Origin of the sequence: Acinetobacter sp. CWB-B33, from assembly GCF_039655955.1 — a bacterium.
GTDB lineage: Bacteria > Pseudomonadota > Gammaproteobacteria > Pseudomonadales > Moraxellaceae > Acinetobacter > Acinetobacter bouvetii.
Genome location: NZ_JAGFEU010000004.1, coordinates 139,002 through 155,383, shown reverse-complemented (window position 1 = coordinate 155,383; position 16,382 = coordinate 139,002). Strand labels below are relative to the sequence as shown.

Annotated in this window: 13 protein-coding genes; 2 read left to right on the top strand and 11 right to left on the bottom strand. The window is 42.8% G+C overall.

The features are described 5' to 3' along the window. Positions 1-133 precede the first annotated feature (133 nt). Together JZ784_RS12840 and bfr are read left to right on the top strand one after the other, a co-directional pair. Positions 134-328 carry a bacterioferritin-associated ferredoxin gene (locus JZ784_RS12840; RefSeq protein ID WP_005013177.1) on the top strand — a complete coding sequence of 65 codons (195 nt, stop codon included), beginning with the start codon at positions 134-136 and terminating at the stop codon, positions 326-328. A gap of 276 nt (positions 329-604) precedes the next feature. Continuing rightward, on the top strand, positions 605-1,069 hold the full coding sequence (gene bfr / locus JZ784_RS12835) for a bacterioferritin (RefSeq protein ID WP_346315133.1): 465 nt from the start codon (positions 605-607) through the stop codon (positions 1,067-1,069). Between the two features lie 42 nt (positions 1,070-1,111). On the opposite strand, the gene tfpZ is transcribed toward bfr, so the two are convergent. From tfpZ to gltB, 11 genes are all read right to left on the bottom strand, one after another. Continuing rightward, the gene (tfpZ, locus tag JZ784_RS12830; RefSeq protein ID WP_346315132.1) at positions 1,112-1,834 is read right to left on the bottom strand and encodes a TfpX/TfpZ family type IV pilin accessory protein; all 723 of its coding nucleotides are present in this window, start codon (positions 1,832-1,834) and stop codon (positions 1,112-1,114) included. Between the two features lie 46 nt (positions 1,835-1,880). Continuing rightward, the gene (locus JZ784_RS12825; protein WP_346315131.1) at positions 1,881-2,309 is read right to left on the bottom strand and encodes a pilin; all 429 of its coding nucleotides are present in this window, start codon (positions 2,307-2,309) and stop codon (positions 1,881-1,883) included. 152 nt (positions 2,310-2,461) lie between these two features. After that, positions 2,462-3,583: a serine hydrolase domain-containing protein gene (locus tag JZ784_RS12820; protein WP_346315130.1), complete on the bottom strand. Its 1,122-nt coding sequence runs from the start codon at positions 3,581-3,583 to the stop codon at positions 2,462-2,464. A 26-nt stretch (positions 3,584-3,609) separates the two neighbouring features. Beyond that, positions 3,610-5,271 (bottom strand): phosphoethanolamine transferase, encoded by a 1,662-nt coding sequence (locus tag JZ784_RS12815; protein WP_346315129.1) that lies wholly within the window; start codon positions 5,269-5,271, stop codon positions 3,610-3,612. Positions 5,272-5,356: 85 nt separating this feature from the next. Further along, positions 5,357-5,908, bottom strand: coding sequence for a pilin (locus JZ784_RS12810; RefSeq protein WP_346315128.1), 552 nt, complete (start codon positions 5,906-5,908; stop codon positions 5,357-5,359). A 203-nt stretch (positions 5,909-6,111) separates the two neighbouring features. Beyond that, positions 6,112-6,672: a TPM domain-containing protein gene (locus tag JZ784_RS12805; protein WP_346315127.1), complete on the bottom strand. Its 561-nt coding sequence runs from the start codon at positions 6,670-6,672 to the stop codon at positions 6,112-6,114. Next, positions 6,666-7,715 carry a TPM domain-containing protein gene (locus tag JZ784_RS12800; RefSeq protein ID WP_346315221.1) on the bottom strand — a complete coding sequence of 350 codons (1,050 nt, stop codon included), beginning with the start codon at positions 7,713-7,715 and terminating at the stop codon, positions 6,666-6,668. Before JZ784_RS12800 ends, JZ784_RS12805 begins: the two co-directional genes overlap by 7 nt. 72 nt (positions 7,716-7,787) lie before the next feature. Then, positions 7,788-8,378 carry a LemA family protein gene (locus tag JZ784_RS12795; protein ID WP_005013186.1) on the bottom strand — a complete coding sequence of 197 codons (591 nt, stop codon included), beginning with the start codon at positions 8,376-8,378 and terminating at the stop codon, positions 7,788-7,790. Between the two features lie 431 nt (positions 8,379-8,809). Continuing rightward, the gene (locus JZ784_RS12790; RefSeq protein WP_346315126.1) at positions 8,810-9,694 is read right to left on the bottom strand and encodes a metal-dependent hydrolase; all 885 of its coding nucleotides are present in this window, start codon (positions 9,692-9,694) and stop codon (positions 8,810-8,812) included. Positions 9,695-9,968: 274 nt separating this feature from the next. Beyond that, positions 9,969-11,390, bottom strand: coding sequence for an FAD-dependent oxidoreductase (locus JZ784_RS12785; protein WP_346315125.1), 1,422 nt, complete (start codon positions 11,388-11,390; stop codon positions 9,969-9,971). Positions 11,391-11,480: 90 nt separating this feature from the next. After that, positions 11,481-15,956 (bottom strand): glutamate synthase large subunit, encoded by a 4,476-nt coding sequence (gene gltB / locus JZ784_RS12780; RefSeq protein WP_346315124.1) that lies wholly within the window; start codon positions 15,954-15,956, stop codon positions 11,481-11,483. Positions 15,957-16,382 lie beyond the last annotated feature (426 nt).

Sequence of the window (16,382 nt, the reverse complement as noted above, 5' to 3'; positions counted from 1 at the left end):
TTCCGCTCAGGCGGTGTTTTTTTATTCAGGATTCCAATCAGATTTATTGCTTTTTAAAATGATTTTTATTGACAAACGATAATAATTATCAATAATATTACTTATCCTATTTAAACTATCCGGCTGTAAATCCATGTACGTTTGTTTGTGCCGCGGTATTACTGATCAAGACATTAAAGATGCGGTCGCCAATGGCGCTGAGAGCTACCGTGAAGTGCGCGATATGCTTGATTTAGGCACCTGCTGTGGCCGTTGCGCCCCAGAAGCCCGCGCAATTATCAGCGATGAAGTCTCGCAGATTGCGGCCCGTTTAGCCATCGCCGCTTAAGCGCATTAAACAATATTCAAGATTCAACCCAATAATCATAATGACAACACCAATGGTCTGATGATCATTCCTCCTCCCCCGCTTTGACTCTAAGCGGGTTTTTATTTTATGCATGCCGGGCTGTATTCCGGAGCAATCGTTTTTGATTGCGATTTTCATTTGCTGTTCAATAAATTACTCGCCAACACCCTGCTTCTTGTTTAAGATATTTATAAGACTGAAATTTTCCAGCCCGCATATTTTATTCAGGGCCTTATGTTTGATGGAGCAAATGCAATGAAAGGCAATCGTGATGTAATTAATCAGTTAAATCAGGTGCTCTATCATCATTTAACTGCAATCAACCAGTATTTCCTGCATTCACGCATGTTTAATGACTGGGGCATTGAACAGCTGGGCTCTGCTGAATATAAAGAATCCATCCGTCAAATGAAGCATGCGGATAAAATTATTGAACGCATTCTTTTCTTGGAAGGATTGCCGAATCTGCAGCACTTGGGCAAGCTTTATATTGGCCAGCATACCGTTGAAGTACTCAACTGTGATGTACGCAAAGTCAAAGAAAATATTGAAGCCATTCAAAAAGCTGTTGCCTTAGCGGAAGAACAGCTGGACTATGTCACTCGCGACCTGGTTCAAGAGATTTTAGAAAAAGAAGAAGAATATTTAGACTGGACGGCAACGCAGCTAGATCTAGCTGAAACCGTGGGTATTGAGAATTATATTCAGAGTCAGATTTGATATCTGTACAAATTAAAAGGCCTGCTGATGCAGGCTTTTTAATTAAGATAACTTCCAAGGGCGCAAATCAGCAATACCTAAAATCGCTCCATGTTTATCGATGAATACCACCATATCTATACCGGTCATCACACGCAGCGGAAGCCAACCTACTGCACCTGGATAGCGTCCAACACTCTTCTCAACTTGATCTTGTTTATTAAATATTTTTAGGGCCTGCAAATCTCTTTTTTGTTTTAATAATTGTGCAGCTGATTTATCAATAGGTATATATCGTTCAATTCGATAAGAGGCAGGTATACCCGTCTGCATTTCTTCAACCAAATATTTATTTTTTTCTACTGGTGTTTGCCCCATATCAACTGCTTTAAATTGAGGTTTCAGCCAATCTGCATCATGAATATGCTTAGGATCCATTGCATCATTTAACCGTATTAAATCAAAATGATCATTTTGAAATACCAGCCACGCAGGCCTACCTTGATAAATATTGAATAAGCCATATGAAAGCGCACATAGCTGCAATGCAATAATTATCGTCAAATCCATTTTTAATGTTTTTTTACCCTCTTTAAATACAATAAAACCCAATACAGGTCCTAAAATTACATCTATAGCAAGCAACATTAAAGATATATGAGTTACGCCAACAGCTTTTGCCAGCGGGGCTGGATACCAGAATAAGAATATTAATCCAATTACGGTTAACCCAATACAAATAGAGATAAACAAATGTGATAAAAAAAATTTATTCCGCTTTGACATAAGTTCATATTGTTATAAATTGAGAGATTATATATTAAATCCCAATCTAATAACATTCTTTAGGCTTTAATTGAAGATCTACCCCTGCAGATGTGCTACATGACCAAGCACCATTTTTATTTCTATTTAAATAAACTGATTCCCCTCTTAATACAGATGCTGTATTTATAAATTTACAGACCAATGCCTGATCAGAATTTCCATCATTATCAGGTTCATTAACGTCATAAACACATATACTAGATTGAGGTCCAGAAAAAAACATATTAGAGACAGTAAACGCAGTGCTGCCAGAGGTTGAACCATTGTTGATTATTAGTTCATATTGAGACTTTGCCCCATTCAATTCCGCGACAGCTGCGATAATTTGCGATTTTGCAATATTTCTTTGATACAATGGAATTATTATAGCAGCCAAAATACTAATAATGGCTACAACGATAATTAGCTCTATTAATGTAAATCCTTTGATCATTTTGCACCCCCATAATAAGCAATACAAGCAAAAAAAGTGCCAATATATAAATACATAAATATCAATTAGTTATATTTTTTCTATATTTTTTTTAACAAATTTTGTCAACTAGTTCCCTTTTTTATAACAATTATATTTATTCTGTCAACGAATTAAAAATTATCAATAATATACTTTAATAGCATAGAATCTGTATTATTTTTATTTTCAGGAACTCCGCTGCCAGTCCAAACAAGAATATCTCCATTTCTGCGGATTATCAGCATACTTCTAGAAGCAGGAAGCGCGCCAAAGTGATAAGAAATTACCTCACCTTTTGATGTTTTAATTTGCTGCAACCCAATACTTAACGCATGAGTTGTTTCTGCAGTATCCGATATTTCTAAAACCGTTTGGGTTAATGGTAATTTTCGCTGATCAATAAAATAATGAATGAGTCGTGCATAATCCTTTGCCGAGCCTGACAATCCTGCAGCAGATTGCATTGCATAAAAGTCATATTTTTTTGTGTATGAAGGAAAATAATATTCCTCAAAACGGAAGTCATAATTAACTTCATCTTGCATAAATGGGCCATCAACTAGTTTCATATGATTAAAATGATGAACAGCTAAATAATCATTCAAAATAATATTGAAAGGCTGGCCTCTTCTTTTTTCCAACACTGCTCCTAAAATGCAATAGTTTCGATTATCATAATTAAATTTTATATTTGGATCGGTGTCTAAACGAATAAGATTTAATCTTTCCAAATCATTTGGGCACCAAGATTTTCCTTCCTCAATAATCGGATCATTACTTTTTGTACGGTCAAATCCTGAAGTATGCGTTAATAAATTAAATAGACGGATTTTATCCATCCGCGTGTCAACAGGATTTTTCAGCTTAATATAGTGATTCAGATAATCATTTCGATTTAAATAACCCAGCTTTTCATTTTCTAAAAATAGTGCCGCTGTAACCACTTTAGTCAAACTTGCATAACGAAAACGCGTATCTTCACTGACATCATATCCGCTTACGCAAGAATTCATTTTTCCATTTTTTTTCAAATAAACTATTTGATTTGAAAGACTGCCATACTGATCAATCACATTTTCTAAAATATTTTTTAATAAACGGGAGTCCTGATGGCAGTGAATATTTTCTTTCGCCCACCAAGCCTCTACCGCATAACTTTTTCTTAAAAAAGGGGTATTGCCATAGATCAAAAATATGCCCCATACAACACATAACACAATAGGAAATAAAAGAATTAAAATTTTTTTAAGCATAGTCTTCTTTCTTATTATTTATCAAATCACTGAATCTCATTACAAACTCCATCAAAGCTCGCTTGGTCATAATCTTCCTTTCCCATGACTATACGTGGATAACCCTTATATTTTTTAAGAATACTCCTGTCTAATTTATCCGCTGGTATTTCAATATTTGAAGCGTCAATTAATGTTGGAAATATTGCAGTTTGATTCAGTTTTCGATCATGATTTTGAAGCAAGTTTTCAACCTTTTCTCCATAATTTTCTTTAAATTTATCTGAATACCAAGCAAAGCTGGCTATTTCAAAATTAAATTGAGTGGCTAAACCATGCCCGCTTTTTTCACAGTTGTTGTCAAATAAATCTTCGCCGTGATCTGAACTATAAAGTAAAAAAGATTCTGTGTTCTGCTGCTTCTTAAGAACCTCAATGAACCCATTAAGTACATAATCTGTAAATACAATTGAATTATCATAACTATTGATCAATTCATTTTTAAATTTTTTACTCTGTAAGCTGTATTTTTCCAAATTATTCAATGAAGGTTGGTATATATTATATTCTTTAGGGTATCGATAAGCATAATTATAATGACTGCCTAAAGTATGGATGACAATAAACTGTTTCATTTCTGATTTTTTTATAATTTTTTCTAAAGATGGAATCAATATACTATCCACTCCGCCTTGGTCTAAATAATTTGCTGTATTCATGAAAGTTATTGAATCAGCTTCTTTTGCAAATACAGATGTGCTTGTATCGTGTGGACCAAATTTTTGCTGTGTAGATAACCAATACGTTTTAAACCCTGCTTCTTTATAAGCAGAAATAATAGATTTCTCGGAAAAAACAAATTGATAAACTTGCTCTGCAGGCTTACGCGTTAGCATCATGGGAATTGAAGATCGTGTTGCACTTGATATGGACAGCATATTGCTAAAATTCACCAAATTCTTTTGCTGGCTTAATAAGGGATTAGTCTGCCGCTCATAACCGTTTAATTGCCAGTTATTTCTTCGACTGGTTTCACCAATAACCAATATATACACTTTTTTAATATTTTTATCTTCATTACTAAACATTTTTGCATTAAATGTAAATTTTTGATTTCCATTAAAAGCCTTATTAATTTTTTCCTGCTCTTTTATAAGATCATATACAGAAATAAAGAGCCCTAATGGATAGGTATTTTTTAACTCTTGTAAAAAATCATTTTTCTCATTTATCAGAAAATTATTTTGTTCATCAGATAAATTTTCTTCCAATTCTGTTACCAATTGAGCATTGGCGACTATTGCAATCAAAAAATATAGCGTAATCGCCCAGAAAACCCAAATTCGGCTACGGTGTGACCATATCCATGGGTATTTATAATTTCGATATAAAACAAATATGCATCCCACACAGCAAATTAAAAATATAAAAATATAAAAATATATCTGATAACCAATAAAATTCCATGCTTCTTGGAAATCAGTTTCCAATACAATAGCTAAGATTTGCTCACTTATAGGTACACCATAAATAGAAATATAATACACATACAAAGGAACTAGAAAAAATAAAGGAAATAAAATAAACAAATACTTAGTTGTTTTTAAAATAGAAAATAAATAAATAAGCGTTATAAGACTGAAAATAAAAAAATGAAGATTACCATTGATAAAGAAAAAATAAAGATTAGGAATAAGCAGTATAAACATTTAATTTTTTTCTATTTTTTAATGATAAGAAACTGCCCCTTAATTTAAGAGGCAGTTTAAACGATGATGCTACATCAAATACTTATTAGGTACCTGAAGATGCTTTTGGAGCTTCTTGATACACACCGTAAGATAGGTCTTTAACAAAAGTACAGCCCGCTGGTACAAATTTCTCTTCTACACCAGTCGCACATGACCAAGAACCATTTTCATCACGAGACCAAGTCAATGCTGATTCTTTTAACGTAGCTGCAGCTGAATTGCCAAATTTGCCAGACACATAACCCGTGTCGCCTTTAGCAACTGGCAGACCAACTTTCAATCCTGTATATGCATCTTTTTCAAGAGTAGCACCCAAAAGATTTGAGGTTGTCGCGCCCAAAAGACATGTTTTTGGCTTATCTGCATCAGCTACAACATCGTATTGTGCCTGAGTATTAACAAGTTGATCTTTGCCTTCAAGAATACAGCTTTCGATTGTTGTTTTAACAGAACTCAATTCGCCCATGACACGGCTAACTTGAGATTTAGCAATGTAGTTTTGGTATTGAGGAATCGCAATCGCAGCAAGAATACCGATAATTGCAACAACGATCATTAATTCGATAAGGGTAAAACCCTTTTGAACTGATTTCATAACATTCTCCACAAATGTTTTTTAATTTAATTATTAAGCATTCAGCTTGTTTTATAAATAGCACTAATTGTGCCAAGATTGATTATAATTAAAATTTCAAAAAATACAGCACTTTAAAAAAGTATTTTGTATCTTTGTAATTTTTATATCACTTATTGTGCTTTAAAGTGACAATTTATGTCACATTTTCCCCAACTATTACCCTACTCTAAAATGATTGGCGCATTTCCTAATTCATTTTTCACATCCAGACGGCTGTGCTGATAAAAATCAGCCAGCACTTTGCCAATTTCAAACACCCCTTGAAGCATCGCCTGACGGTATTGATGCTGTGCCATCTGCCCAATAACATCTTGACAAATACTGTCCCATACCTGCTGCTGAGTAGCACTCTTGATGCCGCGGTCAATGACGATCTCTACCTTGCGTTCACATAAGTTTAAATACAGCAGCACGCCGCTGTTGAACTCCGTATCCCATACGCCCAGCTCAGCAAACAGCTGCTGCGCACGTGCCCGCGTATCTTGAAAATAAGCCTGATGCGCTGGAATATGGCCTTCTATCACCACTTGAATTTCCCCGGCATGCCCCTGTTCTGCCTGCTCAACCGCATGCGCAATGGCTTGCTGGTCTTGCTTATTGAAATAGCGTTTAGCCGCGGGCATATAAAAGAAATGCTTCAGCCAGCGTTTAACACTCGGCCTCGTAACTTCTTCCAGCTTAGGCTGCGTTAAAATTTCTGTTGTTTCTGTTTTTGTTACCATGAGCCTGAAGCGCCTCCACCGCCAAAGCCGCCACCGCCGCCGCTGTAGCCTCCTCCACCGCCAAAGCCGCCTCCAGAACCTCGGCCGCCGCCGCGCCCTGCACCGGATAAAACGGCTTGAAAGATCAGTTGCGCCAATGCAGTAATCAGCAAAAAGAAAATTCCGCCACCAATCAGCAAGCTGGTGACCAGCCCCGCCCCATTTACCAACCCCGCCACCGTACCGGCAACAGCAGCTGTCGCCGCGCTTAGGCGGTTGCCGACGGCGTAAGAACCGATAATCCCGGCAATTAAAATAAATAATGCTGCGCTGAAGGTCTTCTGTTTAGCCTGCTGCTCATGCAAGGCCTGCTCTTGCCGTTCTTTTAATTCCTGCGCTGCTTTGGCGGCCACTTCAGGGTCCATATTCAGCACATTTTCAATCTCGTGCAATCCAGCCTGAATCCCCTGTGCATACAGATTTTGCTTAAAATAGGGGGTGATTTGATTGCGGATAATCCGGCTGAGCACAATATCCGGCAAAACCCCTTCCAGCCCGTAACCCGAAAGGATTTGGATGCGGTGATCATTGACCGCTATCGCCATCAGCAAGCCATTGTCCTGTTTGGCAGAACCCAGTTTCCACTGCTCTGCTGCCCGCATTGCAAAGCCAAAGATATCTTCCTGCCCTGTTGTCGGCACAATGATAATGCCAATTTGCGCTTTGCCGGATTCATGCAGTTTCAAAATTTGCTGTGTAATGGACTGCTTTTCTGCCGGACTGAGTAAGTTCGCCTGATCGACCACGGGCTCATTGAGTGTTGGCAAGCCGCGAATGGATTCTCCATCTGCCATATCATTGGCGATATCCGGGGCTGGATTTGACGCCAGCACTGTGTCAGATTCCTGCACTGCTGGCTTGGCCTGCGTACTTTTTTGCTGATTTTGAATAATTTTGCCCGCTGCGGCAATTTCAGCATCATCAGCCGCGGCTGTTTCACTCCAGGCATTGAAGCTGAACGTGAGCAGACAGGCTGCAAAAAAAATATGCAGCCGCATTGCCATGGCTTTCAATGCCATGCTTCGCGGCTTAGACCATTCCAGCATCAGCATTCCTTATGACTTTATGGATGATGATTAGTTAAATGAAACCTTCGGCGCATTTTGCGCCCCTTGCTCTGCACTGAAGTTTGGCTTAGGCTCCATGCCAATCACTTTAGCGGTCATCACCTGCGGGAACTGACGGGCATAACTGTTAAAGTCCTGCACGGTGGTGATATAGCGGTTACGCGCTACAGCAATGCGGTTTTCAGTGCCTTCCAGCTGCACCTGCAAATCTTTAAACTGCTCATTGGCTTTCAAGTCAGGATAGTTTTCTGAAACAGCAATTAAACGTGACAATGCGCTGGTCATCTGCGCTTGAGCTTCTTGATATTTCTGGAATAAGGCAGGATCTTCCAGTACTTCCTTATCGACTTTCAGGCCTGCAACATTAGCGCGCGCCTGAGTCACTTCCGTTAAAACCTGCTCTTCATGTTTCGCGTAGCCTTTCACCACATTAACCAAGTTCGGCACCAAATCGGCACGGCGCTGATACTGGTTTTGCACCTCTGACCATGCAGCCGTCACGGCCTCATCTTTGACTTGCAGCGTGTTGTAGCCGCAGCCCGTCAATGTAAGCGTGCTCGCCAAAGCGATGGCCAATGCACTATTTTTAATCAAGTTCATCTGCCTAATCCTCAAGTATTTATTTGTATTTGTTTGAATATTTTTTATTCTATCGGTATTTTTCAAAAACTCTGTATCTTTTTTTTAATGATTTTTCTTTACTTTGTGGCGTCCAGCTTTATAGCGGTGCTGGCATTTGCCAATGCAGCAGCCACTTTTTAAATTTACAGCACAATATGATGGCTTTTAATCAAATTTTGAAATCGCCTATACTATATTTTTATCAATCCGCAGCATGATGCGTTTCAGCAAAACGCTTGCTGCGCCCCGCTGCATACTTCAATTGATTGCAAAACAGCGTATGCATGTTCTTCATGCGGCACACCTACACCGCAAACAAAATTCAACATTGCAACTTCACCATAGAAAGCCTGCCGACTTCAGTCCTGACAGGCTATGCCAATGGATAGAATATTCATTCAAATACGCAATCAGTTCAGCAGCGCCGGCTTTAATTCTGTTTGAAAGCTGTCTAATTGATACTCCTCCACCATGCGTTTTTTCCAATATTGAATGATTTGGCTGTAATCAGTCTCAGCAGGGTGAAAATCTTTTTTATAATAAGACAAATACTCTGGAAACATCTGCAGCAGCATTTTTCCCAATAAATAAACGCCAAAAAGGTTGCCGCCGACTTTAGGCAAGCTTTTCTTTTGATCCTGCAAGAATAAACGGGAAGCAGAATAGAAGGTCAAGCTGGCAAAACCAGTCGTCACGCTGCGCATAATCATTTTCCGGATTTTATCATCGCCATATACCGCCTGATACACATCAAAAGCAACAGAACGGTGTTCAATTTCTTCAATCGCATGCCACACCCAGAGCTTCATGGCGTCATCATCCAAGGTGCTCAGCACTTCTGGATGCTGCAGGATATAGCCTCCCAATAACGCAGTAAAGTGCTCAAAAGCGCAGGTGATCGCCAGCTGAATTTTAGGATGCAGGTTCTTTATATAGCTGTCCTTACGCGCCAGCCATGCCTGGAAACGGTCTAAGTTGTAATCATCCCTGCGCCAGGCATCATTGAATTCGGCATGCGCTTTGGAGTGCATCGCTTCCTGACCGATGAAAGCGGTAATTTGCGCCTGAAGTGTTGGGTCCTGCACTTGATCACGCACATTGCGCACGCTGTGCACAAAAAACTGCTCGCCTATCGGAAATGTAGAAGACAGCGCAGTCAATAAGTGCGACATCACAGGGGAGTTGGCAAAATAATGCCGGCGTATCGCTTTTGGATTGAAATGCAGCCGCCGTACAGTAATGCCAATGGCTTTAGGACGATTTCGATATGATTTTTCTGCCGCCACTTGAGTCATCTGAGTATCTCTTAATCGAATACAGTGGCCCAGTATGTGCAGGAATTTACTTTTCCCATATGGCTAAAATGCTTAGCGCATAGGCAAAAATGTTCTTTTTTTGCTGTGCTGCAAGTCAATTATGGCGCATTTATCTGCATATTCCTTTTCGGTATCATTTCAGGCATTTCAGGCAGGTAGCGCAGCTTCACAATAAAAAAACCCGCCGAAGCGGGTTTTTAAAGCAATGCCTTGGACCTGAACCAAATAAACTTCATGGCATCATAAAATCGTCTTAAACATCTAAATAATCCAAGATGCCTTCAGCGGCTTGACGGCCTTCCCAAATCGCAGTCACCACCAAGTCAGAACCGCGCACCATGTCGCCGCCCGCAAAGATTTTTGGATTTGAGGTCTGGAATTTAAATTCTTGCTGTTCCGGCGCAACAACACGGCCCGAACCATCCAAGTTGATTTTCACCTCATTAAACCAGTCCGCAGGGCTGGTGCGGAAACCGAATGCCAAAAGCACAGAGTCTGCTGGCAGGATTTCTTCTGAACCCGGAATCGGCTCAGGGCTGCGGCGGCCGCGGCTGTCTGGCTCACTCAATTGCGTGGTCACAAATTTAACACCCGTCACTTTGCCGTTTTCACCGACAATTTCGATTGGCTGACGGTTGAACTGGAATTCCACCCCTTCTTCACGCGCATTTTTTACTTCACGGCGTGAACCCGGCATGTTTTCTTCATCACGGCGGTAAGCGCAGATCACTGATTCGGCGCCTTGACGGATGGAGGTGCGGTTACAGTCCATCGCCGTATCACCGCCGCCCAATACAATCACTTTTTTACCTTCGACACTGATGTATTCAGAAGCGTCTTTTTCCCAGCCTTGCGTGCGGTTGACGTTCGCAATCAAGAAATCCAGCGCATCTACAACACCATCCAGCTCTTCGCCGGCAAAACCGCCCTTCATGTAAGTATAGGTTCCCATACCCATGAATACAGCATCATAGTCAGCAAGCAGCTGATCAATCGTAATGTCTGTGCCGATTTCAGTATTTAAACGGAATTCCACGCCCATGCCGGCAAAAATTTCACGGCGGCGCTTCATCACATCTTTTTCCATTTTGAATTCTGGAATACCGAAAGTCAGCAGGCCGCCAATTTCAGGACGCTTGTCAAAGACAACCGGCTTAACGCCGTTGCGTACCAGAATATCTGCACAGCCTAAGCCGGCAGGGCCTGCGCCGATAATTGCGACTTTTTTATCCGTCCATTTCACTGAAGACATATCCGGACGCCAGCCTAAAGCGAAAGCTGTATCGTTGATATATTTCTCTGCATTGCCGATCGTGACTGCGCCAAAACCGTCGTTCAGGGTACAGGCGCCTTCACACAACCGGTCCTGCGGACATACGCGGCCGCATACTTCCGGCAAAGTATTGGTTTGATGGCATAATTCGGCAGCTTGGAAAATACGGCCTTCAGCAATCAGTTTCAACCAGTTCGGAATGTAGTTATGTACTGGACACTTCCATTCACAATAAGGGTTGCCGCAGCCTAAACAGCGGTGTGTCTGGTTGGCCGCAATTTCAGCTGTAAACGGCTTATAAATTTCCACAAACTCAGCTTTGCGGACAGTGAGATCTTTTTTCTCTGGATCTTGGCGTGCTACATCCAGAAATTGAAAGTCATTGTTTAGGCGTTCTGCCATGTCTCTCTCCGTGGGTGAGCGTGGATAACTTCAGCACCTTGTGCATAAATCGAAAGTTATCCACACCTACCTAATATTTGAGTAGTGGAATTATTGCGGATCTGCTTGAGTTGTTTTCAACAAAGTCTGCAAATTAGCAGCTTTGGGTTTCACCAGCCAGAATTTACGGCTGTAGAAATCAAACTCATTGCGGATCTTATACGCCCAAGCACTACCTGTTTCTTGAATATGTTCATCTAGGATGCGGCAAAGGAATTCTTGATGCTCTTCCATCGCTTCTGTAGAGATGCGGTTCAGCTCGATCAATTCATGGTTGTAATGGTCAACGAAGTCATTATCCAAATCAAGCACATAAGCGAAACCGCCAGTCATGCCTGCACCGAAATTGTGGCCTACTTTACCAAGAACAGTCACAATACCGCCAGTCATATATTCGCAGCAATGGTCGCCTGCGCCTTCAATGACCGCAAATGCGCCGGAGTTGCGCACCGCAAAACGCTCACCTGCAGTGCCGGCAGCAAATAATTTACCGCCAGTTGCGCCATACAGGCATGTGTTGCCGATAATGGCAGTATTTTGCGTTTGGAAAGGCGAACCTTTTGGTGGGAAGATTGAAATACGGCCGCCTGCCATGCCTTTGCCCACGTAATCGTTTGCATCGCCTTCAAGGCTGATATGCAAGCCGCCGGCATTCCACACGCCCAATGACTGGCCTGCTGTGCCTGTTAAGTTCATTTTAACTGGATGCGCTTCCATACTCAGGTTGCCATAGCGTTTCGCAATTTCACCTGAGATGCGCGCGCCGATTGAACGGTCACAGTTGCCGATGGTGAAACTGTATTCACCGCTGGTGCCGGCTTCAATGGCTGGAAGCATTTCTGCCACCATTTTCTCTGCCAGCAAGCCTTTATCAAATGGCGCATTGCCTTCAACTTGGCAATATTGCGCTTTGCCCTCTGCAGATGGATGCGATTCAAGCAATGCACTCAAGTCCAGATGCGCATGCTTTTCCGTTTCACCCGGCAGGGTTTCCAGCAAATCAGTGCGGCCAATCAAGTCTTTCAAGCTTGCAACGCCCAAGGCTGCCAGCCATTCGCGCGTTTCTTCCGCAATGAAGTGGAAGAAGTTGATCAGCATTTCAGGTTCACCGATGTAGTGTTCCTGACGCAAATGATCCTGCTGCGTCGCAACGCCGGTTGCACAGTTATTCAAATGGCAGATGCGCAGGTATTTACAGCCTAATGCGATCATTGGCGTAGAACCGAAACCGAAGCTTTCAGCCCCCAAGATTGCTGCTTTCACAACATCTAAGCCGGTTTTTAAGCCGCCATCAGTTTGCACGCGCACTTTACCGCGCAGGTCATTCACACGGAGCGCTTGATGCGCTTCAGACAAGCCTAGTTCCCAAGGCGAACCCGCATGATGAATAGAAGAAAGTGGAGAAGCCGCTGTACCGCCGTCATAGCCAGAAATGGTAATGAAGTCTGCATACGCTTTCGCAACACCGGCTGCAATCGTACCGACACCTGGCTCAGAAACAAGCTTAACTGACACCATCGCCTGTGGGTTAACTTGTTTTAAGTCAAAGATTAACTGTGATAAATCTTCGATTGAGTAGATATCGTGATGCGGCGGCGGCGAAATCAGTGTTACACCCGGCACAGAGTAACGCAAACGCGCAATTAAGCCGTTCACTTTACCGCCCGGCAACTGACCACCTTCACCCGGTTTTGCACCTTGCGCCACTTTAATTTGAAGCACTTCTGCTGACGTTAAGTACGCAGGAGTGACACCAAAACGGCCAGATGCAATTTGTTTGATTTTCGAGTTGCGGATGGTGCCGTAACGCGCTGGATCTTCACCGCCCTCACCCGAATTTGAACGGCCGCCGATCGTATTCATTGCAATGGCAATCGCTTCATGCGCTTCAGGAGACAATGCGCCCAAAGACATGCCTGCTGAGTCAAAGCGCGGCAGAATCGCCTCTACAGCTTCCACTTGATCCAAGGCAATAGAATTGTCAGTTTTCAGCTTGAATAAGTCACGGATCGTCGCGATAGGACGATTATTGACTAATTCAGCATATTCTTTAAAGTCCGCATAATTGCCAGAGCGCACCGCTTTATGCAATGCATTGATCACATCTGGGTTAAATGCATGGTATTCCTTGCCGAATACAAACTTCAGCATCCCGCCCTGATCAATTGGCTTGCGGTTTTTCCACGCAAGATCCGCCAATTTTTTCAAGTCATTTTCCAAGTCGGTGAAGGTCGCGCCTTTGATGCGGCTTGGCACGCCTGTAAAGCATTTGCCGACCACTTCATCAGACAGGCCCACCGCTTCAAATAATTGCCCGCCGCGGTAAGAGGCTACTGTCGAGATGCCCATTTTAGACAGCACTTTCAGGAGGCCTTTCTCAATGCCCTTGCGGAAATTGGCTTGTGCATGGATTGGATCGCCCAGCAGTTCACCTTTAGCAATCAAGTCATTGATCACGTCATACGCCAAGTATGGATAAATCGCTGTTGCGCCAAAGCCCAAGATCACCGCAAACTGGTGCGCGTCGCGCGCAAGGCCCGTTTCCACAATGATATTGGCGTCTGTACGCAGGCCGGCATTGATTAAATGATGGTGAACTGCGCCCGTTGCCATCAAGGCATTGGCTGGCAAATAGCCTGCACGGATCTTCTTATCGGATAAGACCAGCAGTGTCTTGCCGTCGCGGATCGCCTGCGCCGCTTCTTCACAGATGCGGGCAATCGCGGCTTCAAGGCCTTCAGTTTCTGCATAGTTCAGATCGATATCCGCAATTTCATAGCCCTTGCGGCCAATCGTGCGGATTTGATGCATTTTTGAATTAGACAATACTGGGCTAGACACGATTAAACGGTCTGCATGTTCAGGACTTTGCTCAAAAACGTTTTGTTCACGGCCAAAACAGGTTTCCAATGACATCACAATCGATTCACGCAATGGATCGATCGGCGGATTTGTCACTTGAGCAAACTGCTGACGGAAGTAGTCTGATACGTGGCGCACTTGACGCGACAATACCGCCATTGGCGTATCATCACCCATAGAGCCGACTGCTTCCTGACCGCTTTCTGCGATAGGGCGAAGCAACTGGTCACGTTCCTCAAAGGTCACCATGAACATCTTCTGTGATGCTTTCAGGTCATCGCCTTTTAAGCCTTGGTCACACAGATATTCTTCCAGCTCTGGGCTGCCTTGAATGCGCACTGAGTTTTCACGCAGCCACTCACGGTATGGGCGCATGCGTTTCAGATGGTTGCTGACATCATTGGTATCCAGCATTTTGCCTGTGTGCGTATCAATGACCAAAATTTGACCTGGCCCTACGCGGCCTTTAGACACAACATCTTCAGGCTCATAGCCCCACACGCCAATTTCTGACGCCAAAGTGATATAGCCATTTTTGGTAATGACCCAGCGCGCTGGACGCAGGCCGTTACGGTCAAGCATACAGATTGCATGGCGGCCATCCTGAATGACCAGGCCTGCAGGGCCATCCCAAGCTTCCATGTGCTTCGAGTTGAACTCATAGAATGCACGCAAATCGGCATCTAAAGTTTCCACGTTTTGCCAAGCCGGCGGCACCAGCATGCGCAATGCGCGGAATAAATCCATACCGCCGCCAACCAAGAGCTCAAGCATATTGTCCATGCTTGACGAATCAGAACCTGTGCGGTTCACAATCGGATTCAGCTCAGTAATGCCTGGCAATAACGGGTTTTCAAATTTAGGCGTACGCGCCATTGCCCAGTTGCGGTTGGCGGTAATGGTGTTGATTTCACCGTTGTGCGCCAAATAGCGGAACGGCTGCGCCAAAGGCCAGCGCGGCAGCGTATTGGTCGAGAAGCGCTGATGGAAAACTACAATATGCGATTCCAAGCGCTCATCAGCCAAGTCTGTATAGAAGTCTGCAATATAAGCAGGCATCATCAAGCCTTTGTAGCTGATCACAGTTGAGCACAAAGTTGTTACATAGAAATACGGGTCAGCCGTCAGCTGCTGTTCTGCACGGCGGCGCGCCATAACCAGCTTGCGGTTAAATTCAACCTCGGTCACACCCATTGGGCAGTTGACAATAATCTGTTCAAAGCCAGGCAAAGACTGCATCGCAATTGAGCCTAAAGCGCCATTATTGGTCGGCACGACACGCCAGCCTAAGACTTTACAGCCTTCAGCTTCAATTTCTTTAGTTAAAACTTGTTTTGAGTGTGCGGCGATCGCTGGATCCAAGTTCAGGAAAATGGTACCGACAGCGAAAACTTCGCTTAAGGTAATATCGCTGATCTTCTTTGCTTCTTCGCGGAAAAACTGCTTCGGCATCGCCAAAAGCAAACCGCAGCCATCCCCTGTCTTACCATCAGCAGCAATACCGCCGCGATGGGTCATACAGCTTAAGCTATGAATAGCGGTCTTCAAGAGATCATGGCTTGCATCACCCTGCATATGGGCAATTAAACCGAAACCACAGTTATCTTTAAACTCATCCGGTTGGTATAAACCTTGAGCGGGAGCTACAGTATTAGGCGATGGCATGTGCATAGCGTACCCTTCTTTTCTACACTGCTCTTTCGAGCCACTAACAATAATTTCTTTTTTGCGATTTAGTCTTAATCCATTCACATGAATTGTGATGCTGCGCAAAGTAATTTCCTGCTTTCGCACACTTAAGATAAACCGAATTTACCTTTTATGCATGAACATCAGGAAACAAATTGCTTCCGACTGAGTTTAACCTGTCAGCATGACTGTTTCGCACACTCATCGAATCATTTTCGCGCCAAAATAGGGAGATTAATTCAATTCACGCACCATTAAAGCAAAAAACATGCCAATTTAAAGCAAAAAACTCTAAGCGTACTGATTTAAAACAATTTAAATTATAAAAACATTCAATAGTGCATTAATTTTGCTCTTTTTTGCACCAGAAAAGCGCATTTCAGGTTTTTCAATCAATAAAAT

Bases quoted from the DNA above. Each gene is read 5' to 3' on its own strand.
- tfpZ (WP_346315132.1), bottom strand. From the start codon at position 1,834: ATGTCAAAGCGGAATAAATTTTTTTTATCACATTTGTTTATCTCTATT.
- JZ784_RS12820 (WP_346315130.1), bottom strand. From the start codon at position 3,583: ATGCTTAAAAAAATTTTAATTCTTTTATTTCCTATTGTGTTATGTGTT.
- JZ784_RS12800 (WP_346315221.1), bottom strand. From the start codon at position 7,715: ATGGCAATGCGGCTGCATATTTTTTTTGCAGCCTGTCTGCTCACGTTC.
- bfr (WP_346315133.1), top strand. From the start codon at position 605: ATGAAAGGCAATCGTGATGTAATTAATCAGTTAAATCAGGTGCTCTAT.
- JZ784_RS12840 (WP_005013177.1), top strand. From the start codon at position 134: ATGTACGTTTGTTTGTGCCGCGGTATTACTGATCAAGACATTAAAGAT.
- JZ784_RS12810 (WP_346315128.1), bottom strand. From the start codon at position 5,908: ATGAAATCAGTTCAAAAGGGTTTTACCCTTATCGAATTAATGATCGTT.
- gltB (WP_346315124.1), bottom strand. From the start codon at position 15,956: ATGCCATCGCCTAATACTGTAGCTCCCGCTCAAGGTTTATACCAACCG.
- JZ784_RS12805 (WP_346315127.1), bottom strand. From the start codon at position 6,672: ATGGTAACAAAAACAGAAACAACAGAAATTTTAACGCAGCCTAAGCTG.
- JZ784_RS12825 (WP_346315131.1), bottom strand. From the start codon at position 2,309: ATGATCAAAGGATTTACATTAATAGAGCTAATTATCGTTGTAGCCATT.
- JZ784_RS12790 (WP_346315126.1), bottom strand. From the start codon at position 9,694: ATGACTCAAGTGGCGGCAGAAAAATCATATCGAAATCGTCCTAAAGCC.
- JZ784_RS12795 (WP_005013186.1), bottom strand. From the start codon at position 8,378: ATGAACTTGATTAAAAATAGTGCATTGGCCATCGCTTTGGCGAGCACG.
- JZ784_RS12785 (WP_346315125.1), bottom strand. From the start codon at position 11,390: ATGGCAGAACGCCTAAACAATGACTTTCAATTTCTGGATGTAGCACGC.
- JZ784_RS12815 (WP_346315129.1), bottom strand. From the start codon at position 5,271: ATGTTTATACTGCTTATTCCTAATCTTTATTTTTTCTTTATCAATGGT.